The following is an 18208-nucleotide window of genomic DNA, read 5'->3' on the forward strand; positions in this document are numbered from 1 at the left end:
CCCGTCACGCTGCCGGGCTCAGGTGCCGCAATAGGTGACATAGCGGCCAAACCCCGTCGGTGCGGGCAGGGTGAACCCCTCGCGCCCCGCTTCCGTCGCAAACGGATCGCGCACCTGCACCAACAGCGCCTGAAACGGCATCAGATCGCCCAAAGTCGCCGCCTCCAGTGCAGCCTCCACTAGATGATTGCGCGGAATAACGGCTGGGTTTACCGCCAACATCGCGACCGCCGCGTCCTCCTGCAGCCGTGCGCGCCAGCGTGGCAGCCAAGCTTTGATTGCCGCGCCATCTTCGAACAAGGACAAAAGGGCGGCCTCATCCTCCACCGCCCACGCCAGACGCCGAAACGCCAGCGTCCAATCAACCCCTTGGATCGCCAGCAGAAAATCATCCGCCAGCGCGCCGTCGCCCGCATCTTCGCCGAGCAACCCCAGCTTGGCCCGCATCACCGCGACCCATTCCACCCGATAAATCTCAGCGATCCCCTCCAGCCGCGCGTTCGCCAGATCGATCGCGCGCTCGGCATCCACATCGAAAAACGGCAGCAAAGTCTCGGCCAGACGCGCCAGATTCCAGCCCAGAATCAGCGGCTGATTGGCATAGGCATAGCGCCCCTGCCGATCAATCGAGGAAAACACCGTCCCCGGCGCATAGGCCTCCATGAACGCGCAGGGCCCATAGTCAATCGTCTCGCCCGACAGCGCCATATTATCAGTGTTCATCACGCCATGGATGAAGCCCACCCCCATCCATTGCGCGATCAACCGCGCTTGCGCCGCCACAACCGCATCGAACAGTCCCAGCGCGCCCTCCACCCCCGGATAATGCCGCGCAATGGTATAATCCAACAAGGCCCGCAGCTTATCCACCTCGCCACGCGCGTGGAAAAATTGAAACGTGCCGACCCGGACATGGCTTGCCGCCACCCGCGCCACCACCGCCCCCGGCAGAGGCCCCGCTTCGCGCAAAACCTGCTCACCCGTCGTCACCACCGCCAATGACCGAGTCGTGGGGATGCGCAACGCCGCCATCGCCTCGGAAATCAGATATTCCCGCAGCATCGGCCCCAGTGCCGCCTTGCCATCGCCGCCGCGCGAAAACGGCGTGCGGCCGGAGCCTTTCAGCTGCAAATCCCAGCGCCGCCCGTCTGACCCAAGGAACTCACCCAACAGATGCGCCCGCCCGTCGCCCAAACTGGGCGAGAACCCGCCAAACTGATGCCCGGCATAGGCCAAAGCCGCAGGTTCAGCGCCCTCCGGCACCACGGCACCGGAGAACCAGCCAGCCGGGTCGTCGATCATCAGGCCCAATTCCGCCGCCAGCGGCTCATTCAGCACCACCAGCGCGGGCGCAGGCGCCACATCCGGCGCTTGCCGCAGATATGTGCCGGGCAGATCGCGCACATAGGAATTGTCAAACTGGATCATCGCGGGGCTCCTTTGCCACAGATATGGCCTGCCCGCTCCGCTCGGACAAGGCAACACATCAGATGCCCTGCGCGCTGTTCGCATCATAATATTGAGAAGACATTGGCAATTTTGGGAAATTGGTCGGGGCGAGAGGATTTGAACCCCCGGCCCTCTGGTCCCAAACCAGATGCGCTACCAGACTGCGCTACGCCCCGACTGCCAGCCTCATAACGCGCTTTATCGGGATTGAAAAGTCGCTAAAGCACTTCTAGCCGTGTCAAAGCCATTTGATTTGCAAATCAGCGAAACGGCTTACTCGTCCGAACAACGCCACGCCGCGACAGATTGATCCAAAGCCGCGCTGCGCAGCACCACCCCCGGCGCAATCCCCATCCGCTTGGCCAAGCCTGCGTTGATCTCCAACACCACGGCCACGCCCGCGCCGCCATCAATCGGCGTCTCGTCCATCGGCATGGCGTCGCTATGGACTGCCGTCACCAGCCCAGAGGCATCGGCGAACACCATATCCAACGGCAACAAGGTGTTTTTCATCCAGAAATAGGCGTGTTTCGGCTGCTCATAAACAAACAGCATCCCCGCCGAAGCGGGCATCTTTTCGCGAAACATCAAGCCCTGACTGCGCTCTGCCTCGGAATCGGCGATTTCCACCGAAAACCGCTGCACGCCCGAGGGTCCGCGCAGCTCAACGGTATCAGGGGCGCAACCCGCATGGGCAGCCCCCCCAAACACCAAAGCCAACACGATCAGAGATGAACCGCCGCTTCCCATGACAACACCTGCACCGCCATACGCCCGCGTTTGCCTTCAACGATGCGCAGGCAGACCGCCTCGCCCGCTGAAAGATCGGCAAAACCGGAATGGCGCAGCACTTCGACATGCACGAAAACATCTTCGTTGCGGCCAAACACATTGGCAAAGCCAAAGCCCTTGCCCTTGTCGAACCACTTCACCCGCGCCGGTTCCATCGGCAGGATCGCGATTTCTTCCGGCGTTGTATGCTCGGTATCCTCCCCCAAGGGAAACACCGCCCCAGCCGGAGGTTCGATCTTCACGACCTCCACCGCTTGCACACCCCGTTGGGTTTGTTGCACTTTTACCGTGATCCCGGCGCCATCAGCGACCGAGCTTTGCCCATAATTCCGCAGCACATTGGCATGGAGCAATATATCCCCAGAGTGTCCCTCTGCGACTATAAAGCCAAAACCCTTGGCTGGATCGAACCACTTCACGAGGCCGTGCAGAATTTGCACGTCCATTTCTTCATCATTCATAGAAGGCCGTTTCCCCAGATAAAGCCCCTTAAGGCCTAGTCATGCGGTCATATTCCCCGGCGTTGCAAGTGCTATTTTTTCTGCATTTATGCACAGATCATTTCACGCTTCGTGAAATTTACGGGTTAAGGCGCAAAATTTCCCACGGTTTATCAATAGCTTGACGTGACCATCGAAAGCGATCATGCAACCTGAAGTTGCCGTCAGCCCAGAACTCCATCTCTAAAGGAACAATGCGGAAGCCGCCCCAGAACGGCGGGCGTGTGGGATTTGCCCCCTTAGCGGCGGTGACTTTTGCCACCTCTGCCATCAAACTCAGCCGGGAGGAAAGTGGCTGCGATTGATCCGAGGCCCAAGCCCCCAACCGCGACTTCAGACTGCGGCTGGCGTAATAGTCATCCGCAGGCTTGCCCTCCTCACGGCTGACCAAACCGCGCACCCGAATCTGACGGCGCAGGCTTTTCCAATGCAGCACAAAGGCCACCTTGCCGGAAGCGTCCAACTCGCGGCCCTTGGCCGAGCCATAGTTGGTGTAAAACACGAAAGAGGCAGGCTCGATATCCTTCAGCAAAACCATCCTCACATTCGGCAACCCGTCCGGGTCCACCGTCGCCAGCGCAATCGCATTGGGATCGTTCGGTTCGGTGGCTTCCGCCGCCGTCAACCAGCTTTTCGCCAGCGCAAACGGGTCATCGCCCGCAAAAATTCCGCTTCTGTCCATGATCTTTCCTTCCGGGGCCAAACCTGCGGCCCAAACTTCGCCCTGACGCTCTCTCTTGATGCAGAGCAACCTTTCGCCTACACAGCTTTTTCAGGAAATAAGGTGGACGGGGAAGACCGAATGTCAACTGGACTCGTGACGGGCCCGCTTATGGCGGGCAAACGTGGGCTGATCATGGGGCTGGCCAATGACAAATCCATCGCTTGGGGCATAGCACAAGCCATTGCCGCGCAAGGTGCTGAGATTGCGTTTTCCTATCAGGGCGAGGCTTTGAAAAAGCGGGTGGAGCCCCTCGCCGCCTCGATCGGCATGAACACTTTCGTTGAATGTGACGTGGCGGATGAAGCCTCGATCGACGCTTTGTTCGCGCATCTGGCCGAACTGTGGGGCAAGATCGATTTCGTCGTCCACGCCATCGGCTTCTCGGACAAGGCCGAGTTGCGCGGTCGCTATGTCGACACCAGCCGCGCCAACTTCCTGATGACAATGGATATTTCGGTCTATTCCTTCACCGCCGTCTGCCAACGTGCAGCTGCGATGATGAACGAAGGCGGCTCTTTGCTGACACTCACCTATTACGGTGCCGAAAAAGTCATGCCGCATTACAACGTGATGGGCGTGGCCAAAGCCGGTCTTGAGGCGAGCGTCAAATACCTCGCCGAAGACCTTGGCAAAGACGGCATCCGGGTCAACGCAATCTCGGCAGGCCCGATCAAAACCTTGGCTGCCAGCGGTATCGGCGATTTCCGCTACATCATGAAGTGGAACGAACTCAACAGCCCGCTGCGTCGCAATGTCACGCAAGAGGAAGTCGGCAAGGCGGCACTTTACCTGCTGTCCGATCTCGGCTCTGGCACCACCGGCGAGAACCTGCATGTCGATGCGGGCTATCATGTCGTCGGCATGAAAGCCGTCGATGCCCCGGATATTGACGCAGTGACCGGCCGTAAGGACTAAGCCCGCGCAACCCATAGGGAGCAAACCGATGACCCTCACCGCCTTCCTCGCCGTCGCCTTCCTGCATCTGATGGTGGCCATTAGCCCCGGCCCCGCCGTGCTGATGTCGGCGCGCACTGGTGTGATCGAGGGCCTGCGCACCGGGTTTTTCTTAGCCTGCGGCATCGGTATCGGTGGCGTGGTCTGGGCGATGGCGGCGCTGTTTGGCCTGAACCTGGTGTTCCAAGCAGCTCCCGCCTTGCTTTACGCGCTGAAAATCGTGGGCGGGCTCTATCTGATCTACATGGCCTGGGGCATGTGGAAATCCGCTGATCAGCCGCTGGACATGTCAGAAACCACGCGCCCGCCGCGCACCGCTTGGTCGGCGTTCCGCCTCGGCCTGATTACCCAACTTGCCAACCCCAAGCCCGCCGTTCTGTTCTCGGCGATCTTCGTCGGCACCGTACCGCCGCACACCCCGGCATGGGTCTACGCCGCCCTGCTCACAGTGGTGTTCCTGAATGAGACGATCTGGAACACGGTTGTGGCCCGCATCTTTTCCTTCCACCGCTCAAAGGCCGCCTATATCAGCCTGAAATCCATCATCGACCGATGCTTTGGTGGTATGCTTGCCATCCTTGGCCTCAAGATCGCCGCCACCTGAAAGGGCCCGCCATGAACGACCGCTTGCCGCATGAAAAAGGCTTTCACGTCAGTTGGGATCAGATGCACCGCGACAGCCGGGCGCTGGCGTGGCGGCTCGATGGCAAAGGCCCGGACGGTGGCGCGTGGAAAGCCGTGGTCGGCATCACCCGAGGCGGTCTGGTGCCAGCGATGATCGTCGCACGCGAGTTGGACATCCGCCGCGTCGATACCATCTCGATCAAAAGCTACAACCACCAGACCCAAGGGGCTGTGCCGCAAATCATCAAAGCCCCGCAGGCCGATCTGATGGGCGACGGCACCGGGATTCTGATCGTCGATGATCTGGTGGATTCGGGCAAAACGCTGGAAGTCGTGCGCAAACTCTACCCCAACGCGCATTTCGCCACCGTCTACGCCAAACCTTCCGGCAAGCCGCAGGTCGACAGCTATATCACCGAGGTCAGCCAAGACACTTGGATCTTCTTTCCGTGGGATATGGCGCTGCAATACGTCCAACCCTTCCGCGGCGCAGACTGACCCCCAGCCCCAGATGACGGCTGCTTGAGGCCTTTGTAACAGGGCTTGCAACCGCGCTGCTATCTGCGCCATATCCGCGTGCCCAACCTCTGGGCAACGGAAAGGCCGCCTCATGCTCGTCTGCCCCTGCCCCGTGCGCGCCGCCTTGATACAGTTCCGGCAGACGCAGGGCCTCTAAGCATGAAAGCCCCCGCCCGCCCCAGCAAAGCCCGCGTGCTGCATTGGCTGTTCGAGACCAGCCTTGCGATCAAGGGCTTGCTGTGTTCCGCCGAGTTTCTGGCGGGCCTCGGCCTGCTTTTGACCCCAAATGCCCCCATAGCGCGGCTGCTCTACTGGCTGACCCATTACCAGATCGCCGAGCACCCCACCGACACCCTCGCCGCTTGGACCCAACGCGCGATGGAGGGCTTTCCGGTTGCCACCCAAGACTTCTACGGCTGGTATCTGCTGCTGCATGGCGGGCTGAAACTGGCGATGGTGGTGATGCTCTGGGCCCGCATCCTCTGGGCTTATCCGGCGGCGATGGTGGTGCTGTCGGGCTTCGTGATTTACCAACTGTTTGAGTTTCAGCACTCAGGCTCGCCGTTCCTGCTGCTGCTGGCGTTCTTCGATCTGATGATGATCGCACTGGTCTGGCAGGAATACAAAGCCCTGAAAGTCAAGCGCCGCGCCAAGGCCGCCGCGCTCTAAGACCTACCCCTTATCCCCTCGCCGCCCCGGCTCAAGGCCGGGGCGGCGAGGGGATAAGGGACAGTGCCGCGCGAACGCTTCTCGCTTGAACTCAGGCCCGCATCCGTCAACACTGCGGCGCAAAGCAATGACGCCCGCCGAAGCGGGGCCGGCAAGGAGGCACCCAAGATGATCCACCCCCTCAACCCAGCCATGGCTGCCACCGATCCGCCGCCGGTGATGGAGGCGCGGCGCTGGCTGGCCGGTGTGACCTTCCCGCCCGAGCGCCCGCTGATCAACATCAGCCAAGCCGCCCCCGTCGAAAGCCCGCCGTTGGGTCTGCGACAGGCTTTGGCCGATGCCGCACTGAACAATCCCGACGCCCATCTTTACGGCCCAGTGCTAGGCCTGCCCGCCCTACGTGCCGAAGTGGCAAAGCAATGGAGTGTTGCCTACGGCGGCACCGTGCTGGAAAGCCAAACCGCGATCACCCAAGGCTGCAACCAAGCCTTCTGCGCGGTGATGTCCACTCTGGCAGGCGCGGGCGATGAGGTGATCTTGCCGACGCCGTGGTATTTCAACCACAAAATGTGGCTGGATATGCAAGGGGTTAAAACCGTGCCCCTCTCCGCAGGCCCCGGCCTGATCCCCGAAGCAGAAGCCGCCGCAGCATTGATCACTGAGCGCACCCGCGCCATCGTCCTCGTCAGCCCCAATAACCCCGGCGGCGTCGAATATCCGGCGGAAACCCTCACCGCCTTCCGCGACCTCTGCCGCGCGCGCGGCCTCGCCCTGATCGTCGATGAGACCTATCGCGATTTCGACAGCCGCTCAGGCCGCGCCCATGACCTGTTCACAGACCCCGACTGGCACGACACCCTGATCCAGCTTTACAGCTTCTCGAAAGCCTACCGCCTGACCGGCCACCGGGTCGGGGCCGTCACCGCCTCCGCCGAACGCCTGTTCCAGATCGAGAAATTTCTCGATACCGTCGCGATCTGCCCCAGCCAGTTGGGCCAGATCGGCGCCCTCTGGGGCATGCAAAACCTCGCCCAATGGCTCGCAGGTGAACGCGCCGAAATCCTCGCCCGCCGCGCCGCGATGGTCGCAGGCTTCTCCGCCCTGCCCGACTGGAAACTGCTCGGCTGCGGCGCCTATTTCGCCTATGTCGAACACCCCTACCCGCTGGCATCAGACGCCCTCTGCAAACGCCTTGTGGCTGAGGCTGGCCTCCTGATGCTCCCCGGCACCATGTTCCAACCAAAAGGCTCCGAGGCAGGCAAACGCCAAATCCGCATCGCCTTCGCCAATGTCGATCAAGCGGGTATAGCCGAGACATTCCGAAGGCTGGCAGCGTTCAAGGGCTAGCAGCAAGCAAGGGCCAACTGGCAGAACAGGCGCAGCAAAACTGCAGGACACCGACGTGATAAAGAAGATTTTCTCGCTGATCATCGGGCTTGTTGCCTTATCGCAACCGCTTGTTGCCCAGAATGACGCCGCCGCAGACGGCGATAGCTGGATAATCTACGACCGCGTGGCGTCCGACGGAATGTCACTCGTCGTTTTGGCCCTGAAGGACAACCCACAGGCGCAGACCCTGCTGCAAACCGGCCACGCCACTGCCGTAGTCTGCCGCGCCGATAGCGTCAGCTACATGGGGATGCCTCAAGACATCGCACGGCTCTACGCGCTCGAGGACAGGATTGCAGCCGACGCTGCGCTGCGCGCAGCGGGTGCCATCCACATCGCGAGTGTCACCGGCCAAGATCAGCGCCGCATTTTCGTCGTGCACCCCAACCTGCTCGATCTGTCACCCATCCTCGATGCCACCCCGATCAGCGGCTATTCCTGCGCTGCCGAAGCCGTGGTGGATCGGCTGCCATTGATCCAGCTTGTCACGCCAACCGCTATCGACATCCAGTTAGCCGGTGACCAAAGCGTAATCATGAATCTTGAGAAAAACGGCGACAACGGCAGCGCTGCACGGAAGACCGATTTCTGGTTCTATGGGCCACGGGCATCGCTCGACAAGCTTGCCGCCGACCTTCAGACCCACGGATTTTCCGTCGACCATTTGGTGACATCGCCCGAAGGCATCGTGCTGTCTCGCGAAATGCTGGTGACAATGGCCACATTCCGCACCCTGACTCCCGTCCTGATCAATGCGGCGCAAAACTCCGGCGTGCAATACGATGGCTGGGAGACAGTGGTGGTGCAGCCCTCGACCCAACCATAGCATCAGCCAGTCCCCACCCCACTCTTGCCCCCATCCCCGCAACCGCTTAGACAAGCGGCCAAACCTTTGTAAGACAGGCAGACCCATGGCCAAGACACCTAATACCTCCGACGACACCCCGCAGAAAAAGCGCCGGGGCGGGTCCGTTATGGCATGGGTGCTGCTTGCGATGATCGTCGGCGGTCTGGGCGGCTTTGGCGTCACCAATTTCGGCGGCGGCACCGCCTCGATCGGCACGGTCGGGGATCGCAAAATCGACGTCAACGACTATGCCCGTTCGCTGCGCCAAGCCATGGACGGCTTCTCCAAGCAAATCGGCCAACCCGTCACCCTGCAACAAGCCCAAGCCATCGGCCTCGACCGCCAAGTGCTGCAACAGGTGATGGACCGCGCCGCGTTGGACAATGAAGCTGATCGCATCGGCCTGTCGGTCGGTGATGCTTCGGTCGCCAGCAAAGTCTCGGCGATCCCCAGCTTTCAAGGCGTCGATGGCTTTGACCGCACCACCTACCGCGAGGTTCTGCGCCAGAACAACCTGACCGAATCCAGCTTTGAGGCAGGCCTGCGCGCCGACACCGCCCGGCAACTCTTGCAAACCGCGATCTCCAGCGGCCTCACCCCGCCGCAAACCCTGACCGACACCATCGCCGCTTGGGCCGGTGAGCAGCGCGGCTTCTCGATGCTGCGCCTCACCGAAAAATCCCTGACCAAACCGATGCCGCCACTGAGCGATGCCGATCTGCAAGCCTATTACCAAGCTCATATCGACAGCTACACCCGGCCCGAGGCCAAACGCATCGCTTATGTCGCCTTGCTGCCGGATACCCTCGCCAAAGACATGCCCTTGGACGAAGCTGCCCTCAAAGCCACCTACGAAGCGCGCCTTTCCACCTATATCATCCCGGAAAAACGCCTTGTCGAGCGCCTCGCCTTCGCCACCGAAGCCGATGCCACCGCCGCAAAGGCCCGCATCGACGCAGGCACTTCGTTCGATGATCTGGTGAAAGAGCGTAACCTGAGCCTTGATGATGTCGACATGGGTGACGTGTCGCAAAAGGAACTTGCCGCAGCAGGTGACGCCGTCTTCGCGCTGAAAGAACCTGGCGTGGTCGGCCCGTTCCCGTCCTCGATCGGCCCGGCCCTTTTCCGCATGAATGCGATCCTTGCCGCGCAAGAAACCAGCTTTGAGCAAGCCAAGCCCGATCTGGCGCTGGAGCAGCAACTCGAATCCGCCCGCAAGGAAATCTCGGGCAAAGTCGAAGCGGTCGATGACGCGCTTGCAGGCGGCGCGACCCTCGCCGATGTCGCCAAAGAGCAGGGCTTGACCTTGGCGACCACCGATTATGCCGCCGGTGCCGACGACAACGACCCGATCACCGCCTACAAAGGCTTCCGCGACACCGCCGCCAGCATGGCCGAGGGCGATTTTCCCGAAGCCATCGTGCTGGACGACGGCGGCCTCGTGGCGATGCAGCTCGACAGCACTCTGCCGCCCGCGCCGCTGCCCTTCGACAAGGTCAAAGAAAAAGTCACCGCTGCTGCGCAAGCCGACGCCCTCGCCAAAGCGCTTGGCGACGAGGCCACCCGGATCAAGTCGGCGGTCGAAGGCGGTGCCAGCCTCGGTGCTTTCGGCATCGTGTCGCGCACCACCCAGATCGACCGTCAAGGTGTCGTGAAAGACGCCCCGCCCAGCTTGATAGAAGCGGTGTTCCAGATGCAGCCGAACGATCTGCGGGTGATTGAAGCCCCCGGTTTCGCCGCCGTGGTGCAGCTCAACGCTATCAGCGCTGCCGCCACCACAGGCGAAGACGCCACCACCTTGCGCGATGCCATCAACGTCAACGCGGGCCGTGCAATTTCCGATGACGTGATGGCGCTGTACACCGCCGCCCTGACCGCCTCTGCAGGAATCACCTTGGACCAAGCCGCGATCAACGCGGTCCATGCCCAGATGAACAACTAAGACCAGATCAACAGCTAAGACCTGATCACAAAACCAAGGCGATGCGATGAACCTTCTGCCATCCTTTGAACAGTTTGAACGCGGCTGGGCGCAGGGTCACAACCAACTGGTCTATGCCCGCTTGGCCGCTGATCTCGATACCCCCGTCAGCCTGATGCTGAAACTGGCCGAGGCCCGCACCGACACCTTCATGCTGGAATCGGTCACAGGCGGCGAGGTGCGCGGCCGCTATTCGGTGGTCGGCATGAAGCCCGATCTGATCTGGAAATGCCACGGCACCACGGCCTCGATCAACCGCGACGCCCGCTTTGATCCGCAGGCTTTCACCACCTTGCCCGGCGCGCCACTGGACAGCATGCGCGCCCTGATCGCCGAATCCCGCGTTGATCTACCCGAGGGTCTGCCCGCGATTGCCTCCGGCCTGTTTGGCTATCTTGGCTATGACATGATCCGCCTCGTCGAGCACCTGCCCAACATCAACCCCGATCCCTTGGGCCTGCCCGATGCCGTGCTGATGCGCCCCTCGGTCGTCGCCGTTCTGGACGGTGTGAAAGGCGAAGTCACCCTTGTCGCCCCGGCTTGGGCCGCCTCCGGCCTTTCCGCCCGCGCCGCCTATGCCCAAGCCGCCGAGCGGGTGATGGACGCCCTGCGCGACCTCGACCGCGCGCCTGCCGCGCAACGCGATCTGGGCGAGGCCGCAACCGTGGGCGAAATGAAATCGAATTTCACCCACGAAGGCTACAAGCAAGCCGTCGAAAAGGCGAAAGACTACATCCGCGCCGGCGATATCTTCCAAGTGGTGCCAAGCCAACGCTGGGCGCAAAGTTTCACCCTGCCGCCCTTCGCTTTGTATCGCAGCTTGCGCCGCACCAACCCGTCGCCGTTCATGTTCTTCTTCAACTTCGGCGGCTTCCAAGTCATTGGCGCAAGTCCCGAAATCCTCGTCCGCCTGCGCGACGGCGAAGTCACCGTGCGCCCCATCGCAGGCACGCGGATGCGCGGGGCTACGCCAGAAGAAGACAAGGCGCTGGAGTTGGACCTGCTGGCCGATAAAAAAGAACTCGCCGAACACCTGATGCTGCTTGATCTCGGCCGCAACGACGTGGGCCGGGTGGCGAAAGTCGGCACCGTGCGCCCCACCGAGAAATTCATCATCGAACGCTACAGCCACGTCATGCACATCGTCTCCAACGTGGTGGGCCAAATCGCCGACGGTGAAGATGCGCTGTCAGCCCTGCTCGCAGGCCTGCCCGCAGGCACAGTGTCTGGTGCGCCCAAAGTGCGCGCGATGGAAATCATTGACGAACTTGAGCCTGAAAAACGCGGCGTCTATGGCGGCGGCGTCGGCTATTTTGCGGGAAATGGCGAAATGGATTTCTGCATCGCGCTGCGCACCGCCGTCTTGAAGGATGAGACGCTTTATATTCAGGCAGGCGGCGGCGTGGTCTACGACAGCGACCCCGAATCCGAATACCAAGAAACCGTCAACAAATCCCGCGCCCTGCGCCGCGCCGCCGAAGATGCCGGTCTGTTCGTGCGCAAAGGCAACCTCTGACCTGAAAACAGGTGCCGCCTCGGGGGCCATCCATTCGGCGGTGAAACGTGCCCCCAGCACGTTTCATAATCCGCCTCAAACCTCACTCTGCGGCGCTGCCGGGGAAACTTTCGGCAAGGGCAGTGCTGCACACAAGCCTGGGATGCCTCCGGCGGGAGTATTTCAGAAAGAGCAAATCCGATATTGGCTCTGCAATTTCACATTGGCTTAAATATCCCCGCCGGAGGCATCCGACGCTGATGCCAAGCACGCGGGCAAATGTTAAGAAAGCGTGAACAGCCCTCGCTTAACCCATTGATTTCTCATGAATGAGGCAGGTGTCCACGCGTGGACGGCCCTATTTTACCGCGAGCACAGCCGTAATCGGAGCCAAAGCCACCGCGGCCCCCTTGCCCTCAATCGACCATTCTATCAGGGCCGCAATCGTCTCGGGCCGCGTGGTGCCCACCACCACAACCCGGCCCTCCTGCGCCGCCTTGAACGCCGCGCGGTCCAGATAGCGCCGGATCAGCGGCGTATCCTCGCCTGCGCCGTCCAAGTCACGGAAGATCACCGCCGCCGCCACATCCTCGCGCCGCGCCACCTGATCCGCCGCGTTCAGCCCCGCATCAAAGGTCACCAAACCACGACCCTGATCCTTGATGATCGGCACCACCATCGTCGCCAGCGGCCGGTTGTCCTGAAAGCCCTGCGCGCCAATATCCATCACCGCGACCGCCTCGGGCAGCACCGCCGCATTGGCCTGAAAGGTCTGCTCCAGATCGCCCGCAGTCGCCCCCGCCGGGATCCCCGCCGCCAGCATCACCACCTCTTTGCCTGCCGCGCGATACACAGCCTCCGCAGCAGCCGCCCCCGGATTGAGCGGATCAATCACGAAACTGACCGGAAACGGCAGTGCCGCCAGCTTGGCCCGGTCCAGATCGGCGGCCCCACTGTCGACCAGCAGTACCGCAAACAACGGCTTGCCCAGATCATTGCTGAACTCCGCCGCATATTGCGCGATGGGGCGGGTGTCAGTGGCAGGCACAGGTTCCGCCGCCGTGCTCGGATCGGCGGGCGGCGCGGGCTCGGCAATGCTCGGCAGCCGCCCGACCGTCACGCCATCGACGGATTTGGTCAGCCCAACGCTGGGGGCCAAAGTTTCCGGCTGGCTGGTGTCGAGCAGTTTTGGCAAGTTATTCGCGGCAGCCTCCGGCGCAGGCTCTGGCACCACCACGGCGACCTCAGGGACAGCGGGTGCCGGATCCAGCACCAGCATCGACGGCGATGTGGGCTCTGCGGGAGCAGGCGCGGGCGTCAGCAGCGTCTCGGCGGCTTCTTGCGGCGCGGGCGGCGGCAGATCGGCCGGAGCCGGGGCTGCATCGGTGCCGATATCCCCCGCCAAAGCGCCCGGGCTGGCCGGAGCCGGGGCGGCCTCTGTCCCCGCCTGCACCTGAGGTGCCGCAGCAGTAGAACCGGGATCGTTCAGCGCCGCCGGGGCCTCGACACTCGCGACCGGGGGTTTGGCAGGCATATCGGGCAGTTCAGCGCTGGTCTTCGGGGCCACAGGTGCCGCAGCCTCGGGTTGCGGCGCTTCGGGCAAAGGGGACAGCGCCTCGGCCACAGGTGCGGCAGGTTTGGGTGCGGGTGCCTCCGGCTCTGGCAGTGCAGGCGGTGTCTCTTCAGCAAGAGGCATCGTTTCCGCAGCAGGCTTCGTCACAGGCATCGCCGCCTTTGGCGCAGGTGCCGACTCTGGCACTATCACCCCAGCCGCATCCGCCGGCGCAGGCGCAGGCTTCACCGCCTCTGGCTTGGGCACCATCGCAGCCTCTGGCGCGGCCACCACAGGCTTGCTCTGATCCGCCACCAGCTGCGCACGCCCGTGCGGCAGCGGCGTCAGTTGCGAAACAACCCCCAGCCCAGCCCCCGCAACCACGCCACCTACGACGATCCCTGTCACGAAATTCCGGATCATACCTGTCTCCACCCGTTATGAGCGCCACTTGCCCTTGACGCCGCTTTGCCGCTAGGCCCATCTATAGCCGACATCCATCGGGGGCCCGCAAACCTTGGCCCCTCTATAAACCGAACCGCCGCCGCCTTCATCCCCTTTTCCGTCCGGACCTTGCAAGATGCTCCTGCTCATCGACAACTATGACAGCTTTACCTACAATCTCGTCCATTACTTGGGCGAGTTGGGCGCGGATGTGCGCGTGGTGCGCAATGATGCGATGTCGGTGCAAGACGCGCTTGCGCTGGCTCCTGAGTTGATCGTGCTGTCGCCCGGCCCCTGCGATCCGGCTTCGGCGGGCATCTGCATCCCGCTGACCAAAGCCGCCGCGATGGCCGATGTGCCGCTTTTGGGCGTCTGCCTGGGCCATCAGACCATTGGTGAGGCGTTTGGCGGCAAGGTGATCCGCTGCCACGAGATCGTGCATGGCAAGATGGGTGCGATGCATCACCACGGTGGCGGCATGTTCCGCGACCTGCCCTCGCCGTTTCTGGCCACCCGTTATCATTCCTTGGTGGTCGAGAAAGAAAGCCTGCCCGATTGCCTTGAGGTCACCGCTTGGCTGGAAGACGGCACCATCATGGGCCTGCGCCACAAAGAAAAGCTGATCGAGGGCGTGCAGTTTCACCCCGAATCTATCGCCTCGGAACACGGGCATCAGTTGCTGAAGAATTTCCTCGACTCCGCTCGGGCCCGTGTGCCCGCATGAGCGATATTCTCAAACCGCTGATCGGCGTGGCCGCCACCCGCGCTTTGACCCGTGCCGAGGCCGAAGCCGCGTTTGGCGCGCTGTTTGACGGTGCGGCAACCCCCGCGCAAGTCGGCGGTTTCCTTATGGCGCTACGGGTGCGTGGTGAGACGGTAGATGAATATGCCGCAGCCGCCAGCGTCATGCGCAGCAAATGCAACGCCGTGCGTGCACCCGAAGGGGCCATCGACATTGTCGGCACCGGGGGCGATGGCAAAGGCACACTGAACATCTCAACCGCCACCGCCTTTGTGGTCGCGGGCGCGGGCGTAGTCGTGGCCAAACACGGCAACCGCAACCTGTCGTCGAAATCCGGTGCAGCAGATGCGTTGACCGAGATGGGCCTGAATGTCATGGTCGGTCCCGAAGTGGTGGAGCGTTGTCTGAACGAAGCGGGCATTGGCTTTATGATGGCTCCGATGCACCACCCCGCCACCCGCCATGTCATGCCGGTGCGCGCCGAGTTGGGCACGCGGACGATCTTTAACATCCTTGGCCCGCTGACCAATCCGGCAGGCGTTAAACGCCAGCTCACGGGCGCATTCTCCCCCGCCCTGATCCGCCCGATGGCCGAAACTTTGCTGGCTTTGGGCAGCGAAAAAGCATGGCTGGTGCATGGTGGTGACGGTTCGGATGAAATTTCCATCGCAGCGCCCACCGCCGTAGCTGCACTCGAAAATGGCGCTGTGCGCGAGTTTACCTTGCACCCAGAAGACGCGGGACTCTCGATCTACCCCTTCGAGGCGATCCAAGGCGGCACGCCCTCCGAAAATGCCGTCGCCTTTCGTGCCCTGCTCGATGGCGCGAAAGGTGGCTTCCGTGATGCGGTGCTACTTAATGCCGCCGCAGCGCTTGTGGTGGCAGACAAAGCCACTAGCTTGAAAGAAGGCGTTGAAATCGCCCGCGCTTCCATCGACTCCGGTGCCGCGCGCGGCAAAATCGAGGCGCTGAAGCGTCTGACCAATCAATAGGGCGCATATGACCACCATTCTAGACCGCATCAAAGCCTATAAGCTGGACGAAATTGCTGACCGCAAGGCCCAAGTCGCGTTGGCAGACCTCGAACAAGCTGCCCGCGCGGCACCACCTCCGCGCGGTTTTGCCAAGGCTTTGTCGGATGCTGCAATCTCAGGCTATGGCCTGATTGCCGAAATCAAAAAAGCCAGCCCGTCCAAAGGCTTGATCCGCGCCGATTTTCACCCGGCTGAACTCGCACGGGCGTACGAGGCGGGCGGCGCAACCTGCCTTTCGGTGCTGACCGACGCGCCCAGCTTTCAAGGCGATGATGCCTTCCTGACGGAAGCGTCACAGGCCACAACTCTGCCCTGCCTGCGCAAAGATTTCCTCTACGACCCCTACCAAGTCGTCGAATCCCGCGCCCTGCACGCCGATTGCATCCTGATCATCTTGGCGTCTTTGTCCGACGCCCAAGCCGCCGAATTGGAGGCCGCCGCTTTCGAGCAAGGCATGGATGTGCTGCTGGAAGTCCACGACCGCGCCGAACTGGACCGCGCCTGTCTGTTGAAATCCCCGCTGATGGGCATCAACAACCGCAATCTGCATACGTTTGAGGTCACGCTGGACACCACCCGCCAACTCGCCCGCTATGTGCCGGACGACCGGCTGATCGTCTCGGAATCCGGCCTGTTCACCCCCGGCGATCTCGCCGATGTCGCCGCCTACGGTGCGCGCTGCTTCCTGATCGGTGAGGCTTTGATGCGGCAAGACGATGTAACCGCAGCCACAAAAGCAATCCTGACCAAGCCCTTAACCTCAGAGGCCGGGGTATGAGCGAAGAAACCGGCCTCACGCATTTCGACGACCAAGGCCGCGCCCATATGGTCGATGTCTCCGACAAACCCGTGACCGCCCGCATTGCCGTGGCGCGGGGGGCGGTGAAAATGTCCGCCGAGACCTTGGCTTTGATCACCGAAGGCCGCGCCAAAAAGGGCGACGTGCTGGGCGTCGCCCGTCTGGCGGGCATCATGGCCGCGAAGAAAACCGCCGATCTGATCCCTTTGTGCCACCCATTACCGATCACCAAAGTGTCACTGGATCTGACTCCCGATGCCAGCCTGCCGGGTATCGTGGTTGAGGCGACAGTGAAAACCGGTGGCCAAACCGGGGTTGAAATGGAGGCCTTGACCGCTGTCTCCATCGCCTGCCTGACGATCTACGATATGGTCAAGGCGGTCGAGAAATCCATGTCGATCGAAGGCGTCCATTTGATCCTGAAAGATGGCGGAAAATCAGGACGTTATGAGACAAAGCTATGATATCGGTTGAAGACGCGCTCGCCCGCTGCCTTGCGCTTGCAGCCCTCACCGACACCGAAACCGTCCCCCTGCGCCGCGCCCATAACCGCGTGATGGCGACGGCTGCCACTGCTCAGTTGACACAGCCGCCCTTCGACGCCTCGGCAATGGATGGCTACGCTTTGGGCCGCCCCGCCATGCCCGGTGAAAGCTTCACCGTCATCGGTGAATCCGGCGCAGGTCACGCATTCCAAGGCGCGGTCCAACCTCAGCAAGCCATCCGCATCTTCACCGGCGCTCCGCTACCCGAAGGGGCGCTCAGCGTGGCGATCCAAGAAGACATCAGCCGCAATGGCGACCAAATCACCCTAAGCAAGCCCGCCAAATCCGGCGACAATATCCGCCCGCGTGGCCAAGATTTCCTGCGCGGCCAAGCCCTATCGCCGCGCCTGCTGCGCCCCAACGACCTCGCCCTCTTGGCCGCAATGAACGTGCCTGACGTTACCGTCCGCCGCCGCCCCATTGTCGCCGTGATGGCATCCGGGGATGAATTGGTGATGCCCGGCGAGACCCCCGGCCCCGACCAGATCATCGCCTCCAACACCTTTGCCCTTGCCGCACTGGTCGAAGCGGCGGGCGGGGAAGCGCGGATGCTGCCGATTGCCCGCGATACCGAAGCCAGCTTGCGCACGGTATTCGGCCTGACCGAAGGCGCTGATCTGATCGTCACCATTGGCGGCGCGTCGGTGGGCGATCACGATCTGGTCGGCAAAGTTGCCACCGATCTAGGGCTGGAGCGTGCCTTCTGGCAAATCGCCATGCGCCCGGGCAAACCGCTGATGGCCGGGAAAGTCTTAGGAATCCCGATGCTTGGACTACCCGGCAATCCGGTTTCCGCCATCGTCTGCGGCCATCTGTTCATGGTGCCGATGCTGAAAGCCATGCTGGGCCTTACCCCCGAACCGCAGGTCCTGAGCGCCCGCCTCGGCACAGATCAACCCGCCAATGGCCCGCGCGACCACTATATGCGCGCGCGGCTCACGGTCGAAAACGGTCAACCCACCGTGACGGCATTTGAGCGTCAGGATTCCGCTTTGCTGACGATTCTGACCGAGGCCAACGCGCTTTTGATCCGCCCGATGGGCGACGGGCCGCGCGGCGCGGGTGAGATGGTGAACTACATCGCAATCTAGCGCGGTGCCGCAAACCGCTTGACACAAAGCAAGAACACGGGCAGAACATAGCAACAAC

General features: G+C 62.2%; 18 protein-coding genes and 1 tRNA gene. 13 read left to right on the forward strand and 6 right to left on the reverse strand.

All coding sequences use genetic code 11. From position 1 onward, the window contains the following. Positions 1-18 precede the first annotated feature (18 nt). The 5 genes from AKV04_RS18565 to pdxH all read right to left on the reverse strand — a co-directional run bounded on the left by AKV04_RS18565 (position 19) and on the right by pdxH (position 3423). Complete coding sequence (locus tag AKV04_RS18565) at positions 19-1428, reverse strand: protein adenylyltransferase SelO (protein WP_054007903.1); 1410 nt, start codon at positions 1426-1428, stop codon at positions 19-21. Between the two features lie 120 nt (positions 1429-1548). Continuing rightward, a tRNA-Pro gene (locus AKV04_RS18570) sits at positions 1549-1625 on the reverse strand. Between the two features lie 97 nt (positions 1626-1722). Further along, positions 1723-2199, reverse strand: a complete 477-nt coding sequence (locus tag AKV04_RS18575; protein ID WP_054007904.1) for a DUF192 domain-containing protein — start codon at positions 2197-2199, stop codon at positions 1723-1725. Further along, positions 2175-2702 carry a cold-shock protein gene (locus AKV04_RS18580; RefSeq protein ID WP_054007905.1) on the reverse strand — a complete coding sequence of 176 codons (528 nt, stop codon included), beginning with the start codon at positions 2700-2702 and terminating at the stop codon, positions 2175-2177. The genes AKV04_RS18575 and AKV04_RS18580 overlap by 25 nt, the downstream gene beginning before the upstream one ends. A gap of 118 nt (positions 2703-2820) precedes the next feature. After that, a complete protein-coding gene (gene pdxH / locus AKV04_RS18585; protein ID WP_156317670.1) occupies positions 2821-3423 on the reverse strand; it encodes a pyridoxamine 5'-phosphate oxidase in 603 nt (200 codons plus the stop codon). A 120-nt stretch (positions 3424-3543) separates the two neighbouring features. On the opposite strand from pdxH, the gene fabI reads away from it, so the two are divergent. The 8 genes from fabI (at position 3544) to trpE (ending at position 11964) form a co-directional block, all read left to right on the forward strand. Beyond that, positions 3544-4380, forward strand: coding sequence for an enoyl-ACP reductase FabI (fabI, locus tag AKV04_RS18590; protein WP_202905658.1), 837 nt, complete (start codon positions 3544-3546; stop codon positions 4378-4380). A gap of 28 nt (positions 4381-4408) precedes the next feature. Then, positions 4409-5023 (forward strand): LysE family translocator, encoded by a 615-nt coding sequence (locus AKV04_RS18595; RefSeq protein WP_054007906.1) that lies wholly within the window; start codon positions 4409-4411, stop codon positions 5021-5023. A gap of 11 nt (positions 5024-5034) precedes the next feature. After that, positions 5035-5541, forward strand: a complete 507-nt coding sequence (gene gpt, locus AKV04_RS18600) for a xanthine phosphoribosyltransferase (protein WP_054007907.1) — start codon at positions 5035-5037, stop codon at positions 5539-5541. A 180-nt stretch (positions 5542-5721) separates the two neighbouring features. Next, positions 5722-6231: a DUF2127 domain-containing protein gene (locus tag AKV04_RS18605; RefSeq protein ID WP_054007908.1), complete on the forward strand. Its 510-nt coding sequence runs from the start codon at positions 5722-5724 to the stop codon at positions 6229-6231. A 168-nt stretch (positions 6232-6399) separates the two neighbouring features. Further along, positions 6400-7578 carry an aminotransferase gene (locus tag AKV04_RS18610; RefSeq protein WP_054008044.1) on the forward strand — a complete coding sequence of 393 codons (1179 nt, stop codon included), beginning with the start codon at positions 6400-6402 and terminating at the stop codon, positions 7576-7578. A 55-nt stretch (positions 7579-7633) separates the two neighbouring features. Continuing rightward, positions 7634-8446, forward strand: coding sequence for a ribonuclease E inhibitor RraB (locus AKV04_RS18615; RefSeq protein WP_054007909.1), 813 nt, complete (start codon positions 7634-7636; stop codon positions 8444-8446). A gap of 85 nt (positions 8447-8531) precedes the next feature. Continuing rightward, complete coding sequence (locus AKV04_RS18620) at positions 8532-10409, forward strand: SurA N-terminal domain-containing protein (protein WP_054007910.1); 1878 nt, start codon at positions 8532-8534, stop codon at positions 10407-10409. Between the two features lie 46 nt (positions 10410-10455). Next, positions 10456-11964, forward strand: a complete 1509-nt coding sequence (gene trpE / locus AKV04_RS18625) for an anthranilate synthase component I (RefSeq protein ID WP_054007911.1) — start codon at positions 10456-10458, stop codon at positions 11962-11964. 337 nt (positions 11965-12301) lie between these two features. Here the strand turns inward: trpE and AKV04_RS18630 are convergent, their stop codons facing one another. After that, positions 12302-13918, reverse strand: a complete 1617-nt coding sequence (locus tag AKV04_RS18630) for a polysaccharide deacteylase family 2 protein (protein WP_054007912.1) — start codon at positions 13916-13918, stop codon at positions 12302-12304. Between the two features lie 157 nt (positions 13919-14075). On the opposite strand from AKV04_RS18630, the gene AKV04_RS18635 reads away from it, so the two are divergent. From AKV04_RS18635 to AKV04_RS18655, 5 genes are read left to right on the forward strand one after another with little or no spacing between them, the layout of a single operon-like run. Continuing rightward, the gene (locus tag AKV04_RS18635; RefSeq protein ID WP_054007913.1) at positions 14076-14663 is read left to right on the forward strand and encodes an anthranilate synthase component II; all 588 of its coding nucleotides are present in this window, start codon (positions 14076-14078) and stop codon (positions 14661-14663) included. After that, on the forward strand, positions 14660-15673 hold the full coding sequence (gene trpD / locus AKV04_RS18640; RefSeq protein WP_054007914.1) for an anthranilate phosphoribosyltransferase: 1014 nt from the start codon (positions 14660-14662) through the stop codon (positions 15671-15673). Before AKV04_RS18635 ends, trpD begins: the two co-directional genes overlap by 4 nt. Positions 15674-15680: 7 nt before the next feature. After that, complete coding sequence (trpC, locus tag AKV04_RS18645; RefSeq protein WP_054007915.1) at positions 15681-16493, forward strand: indole-3-glycerol phosphate synthase TrpC; 813 nt, start codon at positions 15681-15683, stop codon at positions 16491-16493. Next, positions 16490-16978, forward strand: coding sequence for a cyclic pyranopterin monophosphate synthase MoaC (gene moaC / locus AKV04_RS18650; protein ID WP_054007916.1), 489 nt, complete (start codon positions 16490-16492; stop codon positions 16976-16978). Before trpC ends, moaC begins: the two co-directional genes overlap by 4 nt. Next, positions 16975-18150 carry a molybdopterin molybdotransferase MoeA gene (locus tag AKV04_RS18655; RefSeq protein ID WP_054007917.1) on the forward strand — a complete coding sequence of 392 codons (1176 nt, stop codon included), beginning with the start codon at positions 16975-16977 and terminating at the stop codon, positions 18148-18150. Before moaC ends, AKV04_RS18655 begins: the two co-directional genes overlap by 4 nt. Positions 18151-18208 lie beyond the last annotated feature (58 nt).

This window comes from Cypionkella psychrotolerans, from assembly GCF_001294535.1.
Lineage (GTDB): Bacteria > Pseudomonadota > Alphaproteobacteria > Rhodobacterales > Rhodobacteraceae > Cypionkella > Cypionkella psychrotolerans.